The organism is Anaerolineales bacterium, assembly GCA_025808555.1.
In the GTDB taxonomy this organism is placed as follows: Bacteria; Chloroflexota; Anaerolineae; order Anaerolineales; family UBA11579; genus JAMCZK01.
In genome coordinates, this window is the sequence record CP075526.1 from 1,685,594 (window position 1) to 1,700,851 (window position 15,258).

At 60.9% G+C, this 15,258-nt stretch carries 18 protein-coding genes; 9 read left to right on the plus strand and 9 right to left on the minus strand.

The genetic code is table 11. The features are described from left to right. Positions 1–62: 62 nt before the first annotated feature. From KIT08_08425 to KIT08_08445, 5 genes are all read left to right on the plus strand, one after another. On the plus strand, positions 63–362 hold the full coding sequence (locus KIT08_08425) for a hypothetical protein (protein ID UYN89113.1): 300 nt from the start codon (positions 63–65) through the stop codon (positions 360–362). 329 nt (positions 363–691) lie between these two features. Beyond that, a complete protein-coding gene (locus KIT08_08430; GenBank protein ID UYN89114.1) occupies positions 692–1,708 on the plus strand; it encodes an LCP family protein in 1,017 nt (338 codons plus the stop codon). A gap of 424 nt (positions 1,709–2,132) precedes the next feature. Next, positions 2,133–3,143: an adenosine deaminase gene (add, locus tag KIT08_08435; GenBank protein ID UYN89115.1), complete on the plus strand. Its 1,011-nt coding sequence runs from the start codon at positions 2,133–2,135 to the stop codon at positions 3,141–3,143. After that, positions 3,140–4,075 (plus strand): TIGR01777 family oxidoreductase, encoded by a 936-nt coding sequence (locus KIT08_08440; protein UYN89116.1) that lies wholly within the window; start codon positions 3,140–3,142, stop codon positions 4,073–4,075. The genes add and KIT08_08440 overlap by 4 nt, the downstream gene beginning before the upstream one ends. Positions 4,076–4,367: 292 nt before the next feature. Continuing rightward, complete coding sequence (locus tag KIT08_08445) at positions 4,368–4,883, plus strand: flavodoxin (GenBank protein ID UYN89117.1); 516 nt, start codon at positions 4,368–4,370, stop codon at positions 4,881–4,883. A 63-nt stretch (positions 4,884–4,946) separates the two neighbouring features. Here KIT08_08445 and KIT08_08450 read toward each other — a convergent pair whose 3' ends face one another. The 6 genes from KIT08_08450 to KIT08_08475 all read right to left on the minus strand — a co-directional run bounded on the left by KIT08_08450 (position 4,947) and on the right by KIT08_08475 (position 10,068). Further along, positions 4,947–5,639, minus strand: coding sequence for a zinc metallopeptidase (locus KIT08_08450; protein ID UYN89118.1), 693 nt, complete (start codon positions 5,637–5,639; stop codon positions 4,947–4,949). 19 nt (positions 5,640–5,658) lie between these two features. After that, a complete protein-coding gene (locus tag KIT08_08455; protein UYN89119.1) occupies positions 5,659–7,137 on the minus strand; it encodes a S41 family peptidase in 1,479 nt (492 codons plus the stop codon). 84 nt (positions 7,138–7,221) lie between these two features. Then, positions 7,222–7,437: a hypothetical protein gene (locus tag KIT08_08460; GenBank protein UYN89120.1), complete on the minus strand. Its 216-nt coding sequence runs from the start codon at positions 7,435–7,437 to the stop codon at positions 7,222–7,224. Then, positions 7,430–8,080, minus strand: coding sequence for a pyrimidine 5'-nucleotidase (locus KIT08_08465; protein ID UYN89121.1), 651 nt, complete (start codon positions 8,078–8,080; stop codon positions 7,430–7,432). Before KIT08_08465 ends, KIT08_08460 begins: the two co-directional genes overlap by 8 nt. Before the next feature lie 15 nt (positions 8,081–8,095). Continuing rightward, positions 8,096–9,277 (minus strand): glycosyltransferase family 1 protein, encoded by a 1,182-nt coding sequence (locus tag KIT08_08470; GenBank protein ID UYN89122.1) that lies wholly within the window; start codon positions 9,275–9,277, stop codon positions 8,096–8,098. 95 nt (positions 9,278–9,372) lie between these two features. Beyond that, on the minus strand, positions 9,373–10,068 hold the full coding sequence (locus tag KIT08_08475) for a metal-dependent transcriptional regulator (GenBank protein ID UYN89123.1): 696 nt from the start codon (positions 10,066–10,068) through the stop codon (positions 9,373–9,375). Between the two features lie 151 nt (positions 10,069–10,219). Here KIT08_08475 and KIT08_08480 point away from each other — a divergent pair, with 151 nt between their 5' ends. After that, on the plus strand, positions 10,220–10,780 hold the full coding sequence (locus KIT08_08480) for a hypothetical protein (protein UYN89124.1): 561 nt from the start codon (positions 10,220–10,222) through the stop codon (positions 10,778–10,780). A gap of 321 nt (positions 10,781–11,101) precedes the next feature. Beyond that, positions 11,102–11,314, plus strand: coding sequence for a cold-shock protein (locus KIT08_08485; GenBank protein UYN89125.1), 213 nt, complete (start codon positions 11,102–11,104; stop codon positions 11,312–11,314). A 66-nt stretch (positions 11,315–11,380) separates the two neighbouring features. Here KIT08_08485 and KIT08_08490 read toward each other — a convergent pair whose 3' ends face one another. Next, a complete protein-coding gene (locus tag KIT08_08490; protein ID UYN89126.1) occupies positions 11,381–12,160 on the minus strand; it encodes a hypothetical protein in 780 nt (259 codons plus the stop codon). A gap of 52 nt (positions 12,161–12,212) precedes the next feature. Between KIT08_08490 and KIT08_08495 the strand changes: the two genes are divergently transcribed. Further along, positions 12,213–13,043 carry a CPBP family intramembrane metalloprotease gene (locus tag KIT08_08495; GenBank protein UYN89127.1) on the plus strand — a complete coding sequence of 277 codons (831 nt, stop codon included), beginning with the start codon at positions 12,213–12,215 and terminating at the stop codon, positions 13,041–13,043. A gap of 113 nt (positions 13,044–13,156) precedes the next feature. Here the strand turns inward: KIT08_08495 and KIT08_08500 are convergent, their stop codons facing one another. Next, entirely contained in the window at positions 13,157–13,939 is a 783-nt protein-coding gene (locus tag KIT08_08500) for a hypothetical protein (protein ID UYN89128.1), read from the minus strand. 420 nt (positions 13,940–14,359) lie between these two features. On the opposite strand from KIT08_08500, the gene KIT08_08505 reads away from it, so the two are divergent. Then, positions 14,360–14,572 carry a cold-shock protein gene (locus KIT08_08505; GenBank protein ID UYN89129.1) on the plus strand — a complete coding sequence of 71 codons (213 nt, stop codon included), beginning with the start codon at positions 14,360–14,362 and terminating at the stop codon, positions 14,570–14,572. Positions 14,573–14,748: 176 nt separating this feature from the next. Here the strand turns inward: KIT08_08505 and KIT08_08510 are convergent, their stop codons facing one another. Continuing rightward, positions 14,749–14,925 carry a hypothetical protein gene (locus KIT08_08510; GenBank protein UYN89130.1) on the minus strand — a complete coding sequence of 59 codons (177 nt, stop codon included), beginning with the start codon at positions 14,923–14,925 and terminating at the stop codon, positions 14,749–14,751. Positions 14,926–15,258: the final 333 nt, after the last annotated feature.

The following is a 15,258-nucleotide window of genomic DNA, read 5'->3' on the forward strand; positions in this document are numbered from 1 at the left end:
TAGGCATGTTTGCAGACTATTCCTTTGCCTCATATGCTCGCCAGCTTTCCCAGGCCTTTCGTATGGATGAACTGGTGTTTTTGCTGCGCTTACGTCCTGTTCTGCTGGCCCTTTTCTATGGTTTGTTGTGCCTCTTTGCCATCCGAGTACCTGGCCCGCTGTCTCCCTATGTGTTGCTGCCCCTGGCTGCAGCATTGTTGTTCGTCTCTTTCCCCATGATGAATCTTTTTGGTTTCCGCTTGCCCGCCGCTCTAAGGGAATTCATCAATGCCATCACTGTCTCCCAGCTTGGCCTCACTTTCAACCTTGGTGGTCTCATCCTCGGCTTTGGCCTGTTCCAGCATCTCAAATCAAACAAATAGCAGCCAAGATCCCGTGTCGCCCTGAGCGCAGCGAAGGGCCATCGTGGTGTATGAATAATCGCCAACATTGCGGACAGTCATCCCGTCATTGCGAGGCGCAGGCTTGCCTGCGCACGAAGCAATCTTCCCAGCCAGCTAAACTCCCGTGTCGCCCTGAGCGCAGCGAAGGGCCATCGCGGGTGTCTGAACTATCGCCACATAGTTGACATCCAGCTGCGCTTGCAAGCGCACTAACGCAACACTAAGCCCGCCACCGCCGTTACCCACTCTAAGCACGGCATAATATCTGCAGTTCCTTCATCCTTCCTTCTTCATCCCTCATCCTTACCATGATAGACCCCTACGAAAACTACGAACCCCCGCTGCGCTCAGACCCAGAAGCGGCGCAACCAGATACCCGCCCGCAGCGGGCTGCCCCCGCGCAGCCAGCCCGCAAGCCCACTGAGGCCAGGCCGATCACCTCGCGAGATGTCGTCGGCCCGGCTGCCCTCGAACCCAACCGGGCCAGCCAACTGCGCCAGCCACGCCCGCGGCGTGGCTGCCTTTCTGTGCGCCCGCTCATGCTCATCATCGTTGCCCTGGCGGCCTACCTGCTCACCCCGCTGCCCAATAACCTGCTGATCATGGGCATTGACCGCACGCCAGACGGCACTGATATTGGCCGCAGCGACACCATGATCCTGGTCAGCGCTCGCCCGCTGACAGGCCATATTGAAATGCTCTCCATCCCGCGTGACCTATGGGTGCCCATCCCCGGCTATGGTGAGAACCGTATCAACGCCGCCCACGCCTTCGGCGAGGGTGCCGGCGCTGGCGGAGGGCCGCGCCTGGCGCTCGAAACCATCCGCACCAACTTCCGCGTCAATGTCAATCACTACTTGCGCATCCGCTTGGCTGGCTTTCCCGCCGTGGTGGATGCTCTTGGCGGCGTAGACATCACGCTTGGTGCGCCTACCGCCGGCTATCCTGCCGGCACGCACCACTTGGATGGCACCCAGGCCCTCGCCTTCGTGCGCGATCGTACTGGCGATGACTTTTTTCGCATGGCCCATGGGCAGCTTTTCATCGTTTCGATTGGCAAAAAGATGCTCAATCCTCTCGAATGGCTGCGCATTCCGGGCGCAATGATCGCATTATCAGACGCGGTTGATACCAATCTACCCATGTGGTTGTGGCCGCGCTATGCTTTCGTCTTCCTGCGCGCCATTGTTTTTGATGGCATGCACGCGCTCACGCTGCCGCGTGAAGCAGTAACGCCGTGGGTCACCGGCGGTGGCGCGCAAGTGCTCTTGCCAAACTGGAATACAATTCTTCCGCTGCTGCAGGAAATGTTTGGTATCTTCTAACGCTAAAGTTTTTTTGAACAACGCATAAAAAAGAGAAAATTTTTGCGCGCGTGCAAAAAATTTGCGCAAAACATCGCTTTTTTACATTTTTTGCACGCGTAAAACATTTTTCGCACGTTTTTATACGCAGTTTTACACGCGTTTTAGACATCACACGCCATATACTTTTCTAAATCACTCATTGTTTTTAAACATGAGTGCAATCCGGAAGGAGAAAGTAAGATGGCTGTTGCTAAGAAGAAGGCTGCAAAGAAGAAAGTTGCCAAGAAGGTTGTGAAGAAGAAGGCCGTCAAGAAGACTGCCAAGAAGGCAACGAAGAAGAAGGCCGCTAAGAAGCGCTAGGTTTTCTTTCGTAAAAAACAAAGAAGCGGTGCATTTATGCACCGCTTCTTTGTTTAAACATGATTCAGGGGATAATAGTTTCATGTCAAACATCCACCCCGGCCTGCCGCTCATAGACCTTCACCGCCATCTGGATGGCAGCGTGCGCCTGCAAACCATCCTCGATCTCGGCCGCCAGCACAACCTTCCGCTGCCCGCCTGGGACCCGGACACGCTGCGTCCCCACGTACAGGTGGCCGACATCCAGCCCAATATCATGGAGTTCATTGCCCGCTTCAAATGGATGGTTGGCGTGATGGTGGATTACGATGCCGTCGAGCGCATCGCCTATGAGAACATCCTCGATGCCAAGGCCGAGGGCATAGACTACATAGAGCTCCGCTTCAGCCCTGCCTTCATGGCCACCGGCCACGGCCTCGACCCGGCAGAGATCTGCGCCGCCGTGGCCGCTGGCATGCAGCGCGGCGTCGCCGACACCGGAGTTCAGGCCAACCTGATCGGCATTATCAGCCGCCATTTCGGGGCAGAGCAGGGCATGCAAGAATTGAACGCCCTGCTGGCCCATCGCGACCGCTTCGTTGCCCTTGACCTGGCTGGCGACGAGGGGCGCTACCCCGGCTCACTCTTCGTAGAACATTTCCGCCTGGCCCGTGAGGCCGGCTGGCATATCACCGTCCACGCCGGCGAGGCGGCCGGCGCCGAGAGCATCTGGCAGGCTGTGCGCGAGCTTGGCGCTACCCGCATTGGCCATGGCGTCCGCACCATGGATGACCCCGCCCTGATGGCCCACCTGGCCGAACATCGCATCGGCATCGAGGCCAACCTCACCAGCAACCTCCAGACCAGCACCGTGCCAAGTTATGCCGCCCATCCCCTCAAGACCCAGCTGGAAGCGGGCATCCTGGCTACCATCAACTCAGACGACCCCGGCATTAGCGCCATCACCTTGCCCTACGAGTACGATGTGGCCGCCCCCCGGGCCGGCCTTAGCCTGGCCCAGATCCACCAGGCCCAGCAAAACGCCCTCGAACTGGCCTTCCTGCCCCCACCAGCCAAGGCCGCCCTCTTGCAAGCGAAGGAGGCTCAAAAATGAACATCCTCATTACCGGTGGCAGCGGCCTGTTAGGCCGCCGCCTCACCCGCCACCTGCTGGCCTCCGGCCACCAGGTCACCATCCTCAGCCGTAAGCCCGCCGCCGTTACCGGCCTGCCCGCCGCCGTCACCATTGCCGGCTGGGATGGCCGTACGGCGGCCGGCTGGCAGCCGCACGCCGATGCCGCCGATGTCATCATCAACCTGGCCGGCGCCAGCATCAAGGGCGATGGTTTCCTGCCCTCCCGCTGGACCCCCAAACGCAAAGCCCTCATCCTCAGCAGCCGCGTCCAGGCCGGCCAGGCCGTGATGGATGCCCTCCGGGCAGCCCTGCGGGCCGCGCCCAAAAAGCCGCGCACCTTGCTGCAGGCCTCGGCCGTGGGCTACTACGGCCCGCGCGGCCCGGAGCCCATCACAGAGGAGACCGGCCCGGGCGCAGACTTCCTGGCTGGCGTCTGCCAGCAATGGGAGGCCAGCACGCAGGACGCCGAGGCGCTCGGCGTGCGCCGCATCGTGCTGCGCACCGGCCTGCCGCTCACCATGCAGGGTGGGGCGATGCCGCTGCTGGTGCTGCCCTTCCGCCTGTTCGCCGGTGGATGGTTCGGCGACGGGCGCCAGTACTATCCCTGGATCCACATTGAAGACTACATTGCCGCGCTCACCTTCCTGCTCGAGGACGGCAAGGCCCGCGGCGTCTTCAACATCAGCGCGCCGCAGCCGCTGCCCAACCGCCAGTTCGCCGCCACGCTGGGGCGTGTGCTGCGCCGCCCCAGCTGGCTGCCCACACCGCGCTTCGCCATGCAGCTGGCCCTCGGCGAAGTCTCCACGGTCGTCCTCGACGGCCAGAACGCCGTGCCCGCCGCGCTGCAAGCCGCCGGCTTCGAATTCAAATACCCTGACCTCGAGCCCGCGCTTCGTGATTTGCTAAAGTAATTCTGCTTGGCAGGTTGGTCTTACTGCACCCTCAGCACCCTCGTGTCGCGCCCTGAGCGAAGTAGAAACGCAACTGTCATTCCGAAGCCGAGCAGAGCGAGGCGAGGAATCCTTTAGGGCATTCCAAGTTCAAGCCAATCTGCGCTGCGGCAGCAGCGCAACTGTCAGATGAATTTTTGATACCAGTTGAACTTAGACTTCGCACACTACCCTAGATTCCCCATCGTACTGCTCCTACACTAACGCCGTTACTCAGGCGGCCCAACCGCCGCCACATCACGACAGGAGCAGCATGGCTACGATAGGTTTGTTTTTTGGTTCCTCCACCGGCAATACGGAAAATGCGGCAGAGCAAATTCAGAAGCTCTTGCAGGCCGCCGGGCATGAGGTCAACCTCCTCAATGTCTATTCTGAATCCGTAAAAGGCATGGAGCAGTACGAATACCTCGTCCTCGGTATCCCCACCTGGGACATTGGCGAGATTCAGGAAGACTGGAAGAACGTGTGGGATGAGCTCGACACGCTCGAGCTCGCTGGCAAGAAGGCTGCTGTCTTTGGCCAGGGCGACCAGCGCGGCTACCCCGCCACCTTCCAGGACTGCATCGGTCTGCTGGGCCGCAAAGTGCGCGAGCGCGGCGCCACCCTGGTCGGTTTCATGTCCACTGATGGCTTCACCTTCGACGAGTCCCTCGGCTTGGAAGACGGCAAGTTCATGGGCCTCTCCCTCGACGATGACAACCAGCGTGACCTCACCGAGGGCCGCATCGCCGCCTGGGTTCCCCAAGTCATCGCCGAATTCGGCCTATAGCCTCGTGCCAACAAAAAACGCCAGCATTTGCTGGCGTTTTTTTATTCTTGCAATCTGCGAACCCTAGCTGTTGCGCCGCCCCATGCCCATCACCAACGAGGCATAGTACAGCAGCTGCATCACCGCGGTGAACAGCGCCGCCACATAGGTCAGCGCGGCCGCGTTCAGTACGTTGTTCACGCCAGCCTGCTCCTCTTGACTGGTGATGATGCCCGCGTCCGCCAACAGGCGGCGTGCCCGCGTTGAAGCGTCGAGCTCCACCGGCAGCGTTGCCAGCGCAAACACCGCACCGCCCGCGAACACGATCACGCCCAGCCAGGCCAGCTCCGTAAAGTTGAGCGCAAACCCGACCATCAGCAGGATCCAGCCCAGCCACGAGCCGATGTTGACCATCGGCACCAGGGCCGCCCGCAGGCGCAGCGGGCCGTAGTCCTCGCGGTCCTGCATGGCGTGGCCCAGTTCGTGGGCCGCGATCGCCAGCGCCGCCACCGAGGGGCTCTGCGCAACCCCCTGCGACAAGCGCAGGGTCTTGCTGCGCGGGTCGTAATGGTCGCTCAGGCGGCCGCCTACTTGCTCAATGCTCACGTTCAAGCCGCCGCGCTGCGCCAGCTTCTGGGCCGCCTGGGCGCCGGTCAGCCCGCTGCGCGCCGCTACCCGGCTCCAGCGGCCGTACGCCGAATTTACATACCACTGCGCCAGCATCATTGCCAGAAAGGCGGGCAGCATGTAGATAAAGTAACCAGAGTTAAAGAACATCTATCCTCCTAAAGTCAGCTTAGTTGCCGCTCAGCAGGCGGATGGCTTCATCCAGCTGCGGGTCACGCCCGGCGTCCACATCCTCTTGGGTCAGCGGCACCACATAATCCGGTTCCAGACCCAGGCCGTGGATCTGGCGGCCATCCGGCGTTAGCCAGCGGGCGATCGTGACGCGCAGGGCGCCCTGGTCGTCCGAGAGCATGCGCGTGATCTGCACCGAGCCCTTGCCAAAGGTGGTTTCACCCACCAGCGGTGCGCGGCCATAATCCTGCAGCGCACCGGCCAGGATCTCAGAAGCCGAAGCCGAGCCCTGGTTCACCAGCACAACCATGGGGATCCCGGTGGCAACGCCGCCCTCTTCCACTTCATACGTATAGCGTGAGCCGTCGTTGTAGTCTTCCAGCAGCACCACGCCATCCGTCAAAAATTCAGAGGTGATCTCGACCGCCGTGTCCAGATAGCCGCCGCCGTTGTTACGCAGGTCGACGATCAGGCCGCTCGGGTTCTGGGCCAGCAGGTCTTCCAATGCAACCTGCAGATCGCGCCCCGAGTCGGCGCCGAAGGTGAACAGCTGCACATAGGCAATGTTGCCCTCCAGCATCTCGCTTTCCACGCTCGGCACAATGATGCGGCTGCGCACGATCGTTACGTCGAAGGGCTCCTCGCCCTCGCGGCCGATCGTCAGCGTGACCGGCGTGCCGGCCGGGCCGAGAATGCGGTTGACCGCCAGCGAGCTGTCGATCTTGCTCATGTCTTCGCCGTCAATGGCCAGCACCTGGTCACCCGGGCGCAGGCCGGCGGCTTCCGCGGGAGAGCCTTCCATCGGCGCAATGATCACCACGTAATCGCCGCCGGTGTCCACCCAGGCGCCAATGCCTTCATAGTTGCCTTGCAGCTCCAGGTCGGCTTGGAACAGTTGCACGGGGTCCATGAAGCCTGTGTGCTGGTCGCCCATGGCGGCCACCGCGCCGTGCAGGGCATCCCGCATCAGCTGCTCGTAGCTGGTGTCCAGTTCGACGCCGCTGTACTGCACTCGGCGCCAGGTCTCCCAGAACGGCAGCATCGCATCGTACAGCTGAGGCGGCGTATTCGCCTCGTCGGCCAGTTGGCTGGTGGGCGGGGCATCTGCCGCCGGTGTCAGCGTGGCCAGGTCAACTTCCAGCGCTTCCAGGCTGGCCTTCAGGCCATCGTGTGCGCCCTGGGCATACACCGTGTCGTTGACCGGCTGGTCATAAAAGTCCTGGTGCAGAATATCATTGACTTCCCAGACGGGGTTGAACAGACGCCCCAGGTCTATATTGCTGCCTACCGGGGTCTGCACTTCCGGTTCAGCCGGAGTGGGTTTGTTCTCTTCCAGCAAAGATTGAGGGTCGTTCAATATCTGGGCTATGTCATCCCGCAAGGTCCAGCCAAATACGGCTACGCTGGTAACACAAACGCACATGGCAATCAGAATCAAAGCCACAAGAATGGCAACAAGCGGTTTATTTGATTTCATAGGACGGTCCGTTCTGATGGGGTGGCGAATAGGTTTTTCAATTTGGGTAAGCGTATCACGGGCGGATTAGAGCGGTATAAACATTCACTCGTCTTTCTTCAAGGCCTCCACCTTGCGGGCCAGTTCTTCCAAGCGCTCATCTTCCGGCTTCCAGGGGTCGCGGGCGCCCTTGAAGATCTTTTTGGCGATCTCGATCTGTCCAATGGCGCTGCCTCGCCGCGCCCCCGCATACAGTACCGCTAAAATGCCCACCGCCACGAACAGCGTCAGGCAAATGATCACGATGGCGCGTTCACCCATGCGGCAATTCTACCAGCGCGGGCATCGCCTCGATCAGCTGCTCTACCCGGGCAATGCTGACATCCGCCGCCGAGTCCGGCTCCCCGCTGCCCACCAGCGCCGCAGACGCGCCCAGCTGCTTGGCCGCCGCCAGGTTCACCGGCATGTCATCCACGAACAGCGCCTGGCTGGCTGCCGTCCCGCTGCGCTCGAAGGCTAGCTGGTAGGCGAAGGGGTCCGGCTTGCTCTGGAATTGCATCGCGCGCACATCCACAATGTCGGCAAAGTGTCGCTCCACGCCCAGTGCCCGCAGCACCCGCTCCGCATGAAAGCTGGCCGAATTGGTGAAGATGTACTTGGCCTGTGGCAGCTGGGTCAGCATCGCATCCAGGCCTGGGTTGGGCGTCACCAGCTCCTCGATCGGCAGCTCATGCGTATAGCGCAAATAATCCTCGGCATCAATGGCGTGGTGCTTCTGCAGCCCGCGCAGCGAGGTGCCGTACGTCTTCAAGTAAAACTCGCGCACGCCAGGCACTTCCGCCTCAGGGATGCCAACTACTTCGTGCATATATTGGGCGATCCGCCCGCGCAGCGCGTCCCACACCCCGCTGTCCTTGGGATACAGAGTGTCGTCCAGGTCAAAGAAGATGGTGCGGATGAGCATGGGGAATAGTGAGGGCTACTTGCCGCGCGTTTTGCTGCGAATGCTCGGCAAATGAAAGTCCACCATGTCCCGCGGCGCCCGCCGCGGCAGCTTCAGCGCCTTGTCATACTGTGCGAACAAGGTATCGAACGAATTTTGCCAGCTCTGCGTCTGCGCCTTCTTGTATCCCGCCTTGCCCATCTGTTTCAACAGGGCCGGGTCGCCCGCCAGCTTCTTGACCGCCTTGAACAAGCGCTCCGGGCTCTCCGAGGGGTATTGCAGGCCGGTCTTGCCATTGTCCACCAGGTCCACCACGCCGCCCGAGTTGGGGGCGATCACCGGCAGGCCGGATGCCATCGCTTCCACCACCACGTTGCCGTAAGTCTCCTCGGCGCCGGTGAACACGAACAGGTCACCGGAGGCATATGCCTGCGCCAGGTTCTCGCCGCGCAGATACCCGGTGAAGACGGTGGGCGTGTTCTTGAATACGCGCTCCAGCCGTTTGCGGTCCGGCCCGTCGCCTACGATTGCCAAGCGCAGGCCGGGAATGTCCCGCGCGATCGGCAGCAACAGGTCCACCCGCTTCTCGCGTGAAAGCCGGCTGACAAAGATCGCCAGCACCTTGCCGTCTTCACCGCCGGTCAGCTTCTTGCGCCATTTGGCCGTGCGCTTCTTGGGAGAGAAGCGCTCCAGGTCCACGCCGCCCGGCCACACCGTCAGCCGCTTGAAGCCTTTGGCTACCAGCTGTTTGCGCGTAAAGTTGGAAGGTACCAGGTTGATATCCGCCCGGTTGTGAATGAACTTGTAGAACTGGAACACCGGCTCAGATACCATGCCCATCTTCCAGCGCCGCGCGAAGCCAGATACGTCTGTCTGGTACGAGGCCACCACCGGGATGGAATGCTTCAGCGCCACCCGCAGCCCGGCGATCCCCAGCGAGGTGGGGTTGACCAGGTGGATCAGGTCAGGCTTGAAGTCCAGCACTTTCTTCTCCACCCGCGCCACCGGCGTAGCGATGCGCAGCTCAGGGTAGAACGGGGTCTTCATGCTGCGGTGGCGTGAGACCGGCGTACCCGCATAGCGCTCGATCGATCCGCTGGGGGCGAACAGCAGGCTGTCATGCCCTTCTTCTTTTAGATAGTCAAATAGATGGGTCAGGGTGATAACAATGCCGTCGATCTTGGGCAAAAAGGTCTCAGTGAAATAGGCGATGCGCATAGTGAGGCCAGGGCAATTTTACTCGTGTTCACAGGCTCCCCAGCCTGGGTAAATTCCTAGCGCCATTAGGGTTTGGCTGATAGGTTAGTTGAAAGCTACAGGACTTCTACATACACCTGGCTGGTAATGCGCGGCCCCAGCACGATCTCATCCTTGCGCCCGCGCAGCTTCACATGCAGGTTGCCGTCAAACTCAGAGAAAGCCGTCACGGTCAGCTCGGCGCTTGGCACTACGCCCAGCTCGCTCAGGTGCAGCAGCAGGTCTGCCATGCTGTCACGCACCCGCGTCACACGGGCGCGCTGGCCCGGGCGCAGGGCGCTCAGCGGCGTCTCGTCGCTCTCCGGCAGGCTCAGGTCCATCCGTGGGATCGGGTCGCCGTGCGGGTCAATGCGCGGGTCGCCCAGCGCCTCGGCGATGCGTTGCTCGAACTGCTCGCTGATCACATGTTCCAGGCGGTCAGCTTCTTCGTGCACTTCGTGCCACTCATAGCCCAGGATCTGGTGCAAAAACAGCTCCAGCAGGCGGTGGTGCCGAATGGTTTCCAGCGCCACGCGCTCGCCTTGCTCGGTCAGCAGCACGCCGCGGTGCTTCTGGTACTCCACCAACGCCGGTTGCGTGCTGGCCAGCTTTTGCAGCATGCCCGTCACCGAGGCCGGCGCTACGTTCAGATACTCAGCCAGCGCGTTGGTAGACGCGCGTCCCTCGCCCCGTGTCAGTTCGTAGATCGCCTTGAGATAATCCTCAATGGATTGGGAAAGCGGCTCTTTTGCATTCGCCGCAGGTTTAGGCATAACGAAAGTGTATACGCCGCAGTTGGCAGTGTCAATCCAAATTGCTTATACTGCCCAAGAAATGAGTGAAATGAACAGCGTTGTCATTTGCCCCTGGTGTGGCACAAATTACCTCAGCTTTCAGTCCAACTGCAGCAACTGCGGTGGCACCATGCCTGCGCCCACTCAGGCCGCCGCCGTACAGCCACAAGAGCGTGCCCGCACCCGTCGCCAGCTCACCTGGCCACCCTCACCGCCGCGCGGCATCGCCCCCAACTATGTCTGGAAGATCCTAGGGCAGGATGGCTGGGTAATCTCGATGTTCGTCTTCGTCCTGCTCGGTTTCATCTTCATCATCGTGGGCGCCGGCCTCACCATTGGCATCATCACTGCCTTCGTCGGCCTGCCTTTTGTCGGCATGGGCCTGCTCTTCCTTGGTGGCGGTGGTTCGGTGCTCTATTGGCGCTACCAGCAAGCCGTCCAAACCGTCGAGGTGCTCAAATCCGGCCGCGCCAAAGAGGGCGAGGTGATCAGCCTGGAGCCCAACCACAGTGTGCGCATCAATGGCCGCATGCCGTGGACCATTCGCTATCAATTCACCCTTGACGGCAAGCTCTACGAGGGCAGCACCAGCACCCTGAACAATCCCCAGCTCACCCACGCCCCTGGCCCCGCCGTGGTACTCTATCTGCCAGACCATCCCGAAAAGAACCAGCTCTACCCACATCCATAATCCACCAACACAGCCTCCAAGCCGCGTCGCCCTGAGCGCAGCGAAGGCCATTGCTGCGCCTGAACAAACGCCAGCATCGCAGATAGCCCACTCGCCGCATCGCGACGGGGAAAGAGAACCTTTAGGCCACCTAAGTCCTCACAACCACGGCCTTAAACCCCCATCTCCACCCATAGACAAAATAGTACTCGCCACCCATAACGCCCAATTCCCGAATCGTGTTAACATCAGCATCTGGCACACAGTACCAAGTTCAGGGGGCAGCCCCGTTCGATTTGGAACCTGTAGTCCGAAATTTGTAAGAAAGGAGTTCCAAATTCAATGGCTGATCGAGAGCAAGGAACCGTTAAATGGTTCAATGGGTCCAAGGGCTTCGGCTTCATCACCCGTGACAACGGCGCCGATGATGTCTTTGTCCACTTCAGCGCCATTCGTGGCGATGGCTTCCGCAACTTGGAAGAGGGTCAAAAAGTCGAGTTCACTGTGGCCCAGGGCGATAAGGGCCTCCAGGCTCAAGACGTTGTCGCTCTGTAAACCAACAGAACGAAACTAAAAAGCTCCGGCATCACTGCCGGAGCTTTCGTTTAAATCCGCCATGGATTAGGGCCAGGGCACATCCACGAACGGCGTATACCCGTGCTTCTCCGCGGCTGCCACCCGGGCATAGCCCGGGATGCCGCAGCTGCGATCATCGACCACCTGCGCCGACCTGCCCCACGAGCCCACCGCCGTGAAAACGTACTCGCCGCCCTGACACACCCACGCCTCCACAATATACGGCGTCTGCTCCGAGTCGTCGCCAGCATTCAGCTGAATGCCATACCAGCTCACCGTTACCGTGTTGCCGCTGCGGCTGGCGCTCACGCCGCTTAGCCCGTATGTATAAATGTAAGACCACGCCAGCACCGTATGCGGGTCACGCGGCGGCAGCGAATTGCGGTCACCGTTGAATTGCAAATACTCCTCGCCGCCGTTCACCCAGCAGCGGTTGTTCCCGCCGATCGCCTGCGCCAGCACCCAATTGCTGTGCTCCATGCGGCCAACCACTTCGATATTGACGCCACCTGGGAACGTGAACTTGTACAAATAATCCGCCCCCGGCCCAAAGCGGCACGACAGCCGTCCCTCCACCAGCACCTTCGCCCGCAATGAAGTGACGTAGGTCGGCGTGATCGTTGGCGTGTCTGTCGCCGTCGGCACCGGGGTCGGCGTCTCCGTTGGGGTGGCGGTCGCGCTCGGCACCGGCGTCTCCGAAGGCGTGATCGTCGCCGGCGGCGGCAATGGCGTCTCTGTGGGTGCCGGCGCCAATGCCCCGCACGCCGAGAACAGCGCGCTGAGCGCAAGCAGCAGCAGTGAAAGCGGGGCCGCGCGTCGTTTCATAGCCTTTGCATTATACTTTCAGGCAATTGGCCACAAAGCCGGAGGCACGCGCATGAAAGAACCAGGTTTCTTCAATAACTACGACACCAGCGTCGTCATCGGCGTCATGCTGGCGGTCGGCTTCGCCGTCGCCCTCGTTACCGTTGGCCCCGGCTTCGCCACGCGCAACTTCTTGGCCGAAGCCGTCATCCTGGCGGCCACCTTCGCGGTAGCCCGCCAATACCTTCCCTGGAAAGATGCCCCCAAAGAGCGCCTCAAAGGCCCGCGCCGCGAGCTCATCATGGCGCTCGTCGGCTACCTGCTGATCATGATCGGCGCCCGCACCCATTACAGCTTCGGCCTTGCCTGGCCCTGGCTCGCCGGCGCCATGCTGCTGCCCGTCATCGCCATGGTTTCGGCCGGCTACGGCCCCAAAGCCTGGGGCCTGCGCCTGCCCAAACCCAGCGAGATCGGCGTGCTGGCCGTCGTGGTCTTGCTCACCTATGGCCTTAGCCGCGCCCTGGGCGCCGTGTTGCCCGCCAGCGAGCTGCCCAGCGAGGATGTCATCAATCTCGTCGCCCCGGCCTTCACGACCATCGGCAACGTGCTGGTCGTGGCCGTGGTCGCCGCGATCCTTGAAGAAGTGTTCTTTCGAGTTTATTTGCAGCCGCGCTTGGCCGCTTACCTGCCCGGCCGCTGGGCCGTGCTGGTGCAAGCGCTAATGTATAGCGCCGCCTTCCTGCCGCTGTATCTGTACGGCAATCGCTATCCGCTGCCGCTGGCCGCTGCTCTTGTCCTCGTGACTACCAACGGTGTCCTCGCTGGCTACTTCTGGCGCAAGACCGGCAACCTATGGTTGCTCATCCTGCTCCACCTGCTCGCCTTCGGCCGCTACGGCCTGTAGGCCGCTCGCTCATCACATAAAAAAAGACGGCGCATGCGCCGTCTTTTTTTATAGATCTGGAGTTGTACGCTGCGAAGCAGCGTAGAACTCCGAAAGGTGCCGAAGGCACCGTACTAGGGCCAGGGCACCCCCACCCAGCCTGTGTACCCGTGCTTGTCTGAGCCAAACGCCCGCGCGTACGAAGCCTCGCTGCAGTTGCCCTTCTCGTCATGGATCTCGATAGAGGTGTTGTTCGTGCCATAGGCTCGGAACACGAACTGGCCGTTCTGGCACACCCACGCCTCCACCAGGTACTTGTTCTGCAAAGAATCGTCACCCGGCAAGTACTCGAACGGCTCCCAATACACCGTCACAATGTTGCCATTGCGGCTGGAGCGCACGCCCTTCAGCGGCTCGTACGGCTGCGTGGTCCATGCCAGGACAATATGCGGGTTATCGATTGGGTACACCAGGCTGCGGTCCACCCCTAGCGTGATCAGCTCCTGGCTCACCCAGCAGCGCCGCAGCCCGCGTGACACCTGGCGCACCAGCCACCAGTTCTCGTTCAGCTCCATGTGCCCCAGCACCTCAACCGTATCGCCCTGATACAGGGTGGTGGTCAGCAGGTAGCCGCCGCCCGGCCCAAAGCGACAGCTGGCCATCTCCACGTTCACCGTCCCCCAGGTGAAACTGGGTGTCGGCGGCAGTGTAGCGCTCGGGGTAGGGGTGATGCTTGGCGTCAGCGTGATCGTCGGCGTGGGCGTGCGGCTGGCCGTCGCCGTGGCGCTGGGGGTCAGGGTCGCCGTGCTGCTCGCTGTCACCGTGGGCGTTTCCGTGGGGGCGGGTGCCAGTGCGCTGCACCCGACCGCAAAACTTGCCAGCACCAGTAAAGAAATGACTAAGTTTGTTCTGCGCATAGCCACATTATACAGCCCAGCCAATCGCTCCCTCTGCCAAGCCATCGTGCGTCCCGAGCGTAGCGAGGGACCCTCGCTGCCCCATTCTGCCAGCCCTGCCTATAGTTGACTGCGCAGCAGCGCAATACCCTCGTTGCCTGCCTATACTGGTGGAGAACGCCGCCCGGCGTTAGCCGGGGCAGTTCTCCCGCGCTGCACAGCAGCGCACTTTTCATATATACATCTTATAAATTTCGTGATATATTCTGCTCTGTAGGTTAGTAGTGGTTTTTCAAGATTTTCCCCTGTACGGTCTCAACAACTGTATGCTTGAATGCACAGATGTGAATTCAGCGATGCTGAATTCCGGTCTGTCGCGCCGCCCCCGCGGCGTAAGAGCGCTCTACCTAACTCTGCAAGAAAGGAGTTAAACAGATCGCAATGGCAGAACGCATTCAAGGCACCGTGAAGTGGTTCAATGGCACCAAGGGCTTCGGTTTTATCACCCGTGAGGGTGGCCCGGACGTCTTCGTCCACTTCAGCGCCATCAGCGGTGACGGCTTCCGCAACCTGGAAGAAGGTCAGAAGGTGGAATTCACCGTGACCCAGGGCCAGAAAGGCCCCCAGGCTCAGGACGTCACCGTCGTAGGCTAGTCAACTAGCTTAACGAAACAAAAAGCCGCCCCAGCAATGGGGCGGCTTTTTTGTTTCCATCTGTCATTGCGAGGCGCAGCCTTGCCTGCGCACGAAGCAATCTCCAGGTTCGCACTCATCGTAGAAGCGTTACTCGGCTCCGCCGAGTAGCTTCTACCGCGCTGCGTAGCAGCGCATTAGCCCGGCGTCTCCACGCCATCATCCTCGTCGTTCACAAAGTCTTCGTCCGGCACCGTACCCGTCGGGTCGGCGTCCCCCGGCTGCGGGTTGTAGTCCTCCCCCGGCACTGCGGTGGGGTCGTGCCGTACACCCCCGCTCGGCTGGTCCTCGTGACGCGTCTTGTCGTCTGCCATGCTGTCCTCCTTGTCTGGATGTTTCGCGGCTCAGTACTCCGAGGAACGGGCAGCCTCACCCGCTGTTACTGATCTCGCCGCATCCCAAGCGCGCAGAATTGTTAGCAACGCCTCAAAGACAGCGCGCTTATAGCTCCTAAGCCCTGAAGCAATTTGGAAACATGTCGCCCACGGCGAACGGCGTAGCTATTCGCCCGCTTTCCCAACTTTCAAGAAGGTCGGCAGGGGTATCACCGTGACCCAGGGACAGAAGGACCCCAAGCTTAGGACGTCGTCGGCTAATTCCGGCTGCTAGCAGCACACTAGCTCACAACGCTCTAAACAAAAGCTCCA

Bases quoted from the DNA above. Each gene is read 5' to 3' on its own strand.
- KIT08_08495 (UYN89127.1), top strand. From the start codon at position 12,213: ATGAAAGAACCAGGTTTCTTCAATAACTACGACACCAGCGTCGTCATC.
- KIT08_08485 (UYN89125.1), top strand. From the start codon at position 11,102: ATGGCTGATCGAGAGCAAGGAACCGTTAAATGGTTCAATGGGTCCAAG.
- KIT08_08480 (UYN89124.1), top strand. From the start codon at position 10,220: ATGCCTGCGCCCACTCAGGCCGCCGCCGTACAGCCACAAGAGCGTGCC.
- KIT08_08460 (UYN89120.1), bottom strand. From the start codon at position 7,437: ATGGGTGAACGCGCCATCGTGATCATTTGCCTGACGCTGTTCGTGGCG.
- KIT08_08465 (UYN89121.1), bottom strand. From the start codon at position 8,080: ATGCTCATCCGCACCATCTTCTTTGACCTGGACGACACTCTGTATCCC.
- KIT08_08450 (UYN89118.1), bottom strand. From the start codon at position 5,639: ATGTTCTTTAACTCTGGTTACTTTATCTACATGCTGCCCGCCTTTCTG.
- KIT08_08455 (UYN89119.1), bottom strand. From the start codon at position 7,137: ATGAAATCAAATAAACCGCTTGTTGCCATTCTTGTGGCTTTGATTCTG.
- KIT08_08470 (UYN89122.1), bottom strand. From the start codon at position 9,277: ATGCGCATCGCCTATTTCACTGAGACCTTTTTGCCCAAGATCGACGGC.
- KIT08_08430 (UYN89114.1), top strand. From the start codon at position 692: ATGATAGACCCCTACGAAAACTACGAACCCCCGCTGCGCTCAGACCCA.
- KIT08_08440 (UYN89116.1), top strand. From the start codon at position 3,140: ATGAACATCCTCATTACCGGTGGCAGCGGCCTGTTAGGCCGCCGCCTC.
- KIT08_08510 (UYN89130.1), bottom strand. From the start codon at position 14,925: ATGGCAGACGACAAGACGCGTCACGAGGACCAGCCGAGCGGGGGTGTA.
- KIT08_08425 (UYN89113.1), top strand. From the start codon at position 63: ATGGATGAACTGGTGTTTTTGCTGCGCTTACGTCCTGTTCTGCTGGCC.
- KIT08_08500 (UYN89128.1), bottom strand. From the start codon at position 13,939: ATGCGCAGAACAAACTTAGTCATTTCTTTACTGGTGCTGGCAAGTTTT.
- KIT08_08490 (UYN89126.1), bottom strand. From the start codon at position 12,160: ATGAAACGACGCGCGGCCCCGCTTTCACTGCTGCTGCTTGCGCTCAGC.
- KIT08_08475 (UYN89123.1), bottom strand. From the start codon at position 10,068: ATGCCTAAACCTGCGGCGAATGCAAAAGAGCCGCTTTCCCAATCCATT.
- add (UYN89115.1), top strand. From the start codon at position 2,133: ATGTCAAACATCCACCCCGGCCTGCCGCTCATAGACCTTCACCGCCAT.
- KIT08_08445 (UYN89117.1), top strand. From the start codon at position 4,368: ATGGCTACGATAGGTTTGTTTTTTGGTTCCTCCACCGGCAATACGGAA.
- KIT08_08505 (UYN89129.1), top strand. From the start codon at position 14,360: ATGGCAGAACGCATTCAAGGCACCGTGAAGTGGTTCAATGGCACCAAG.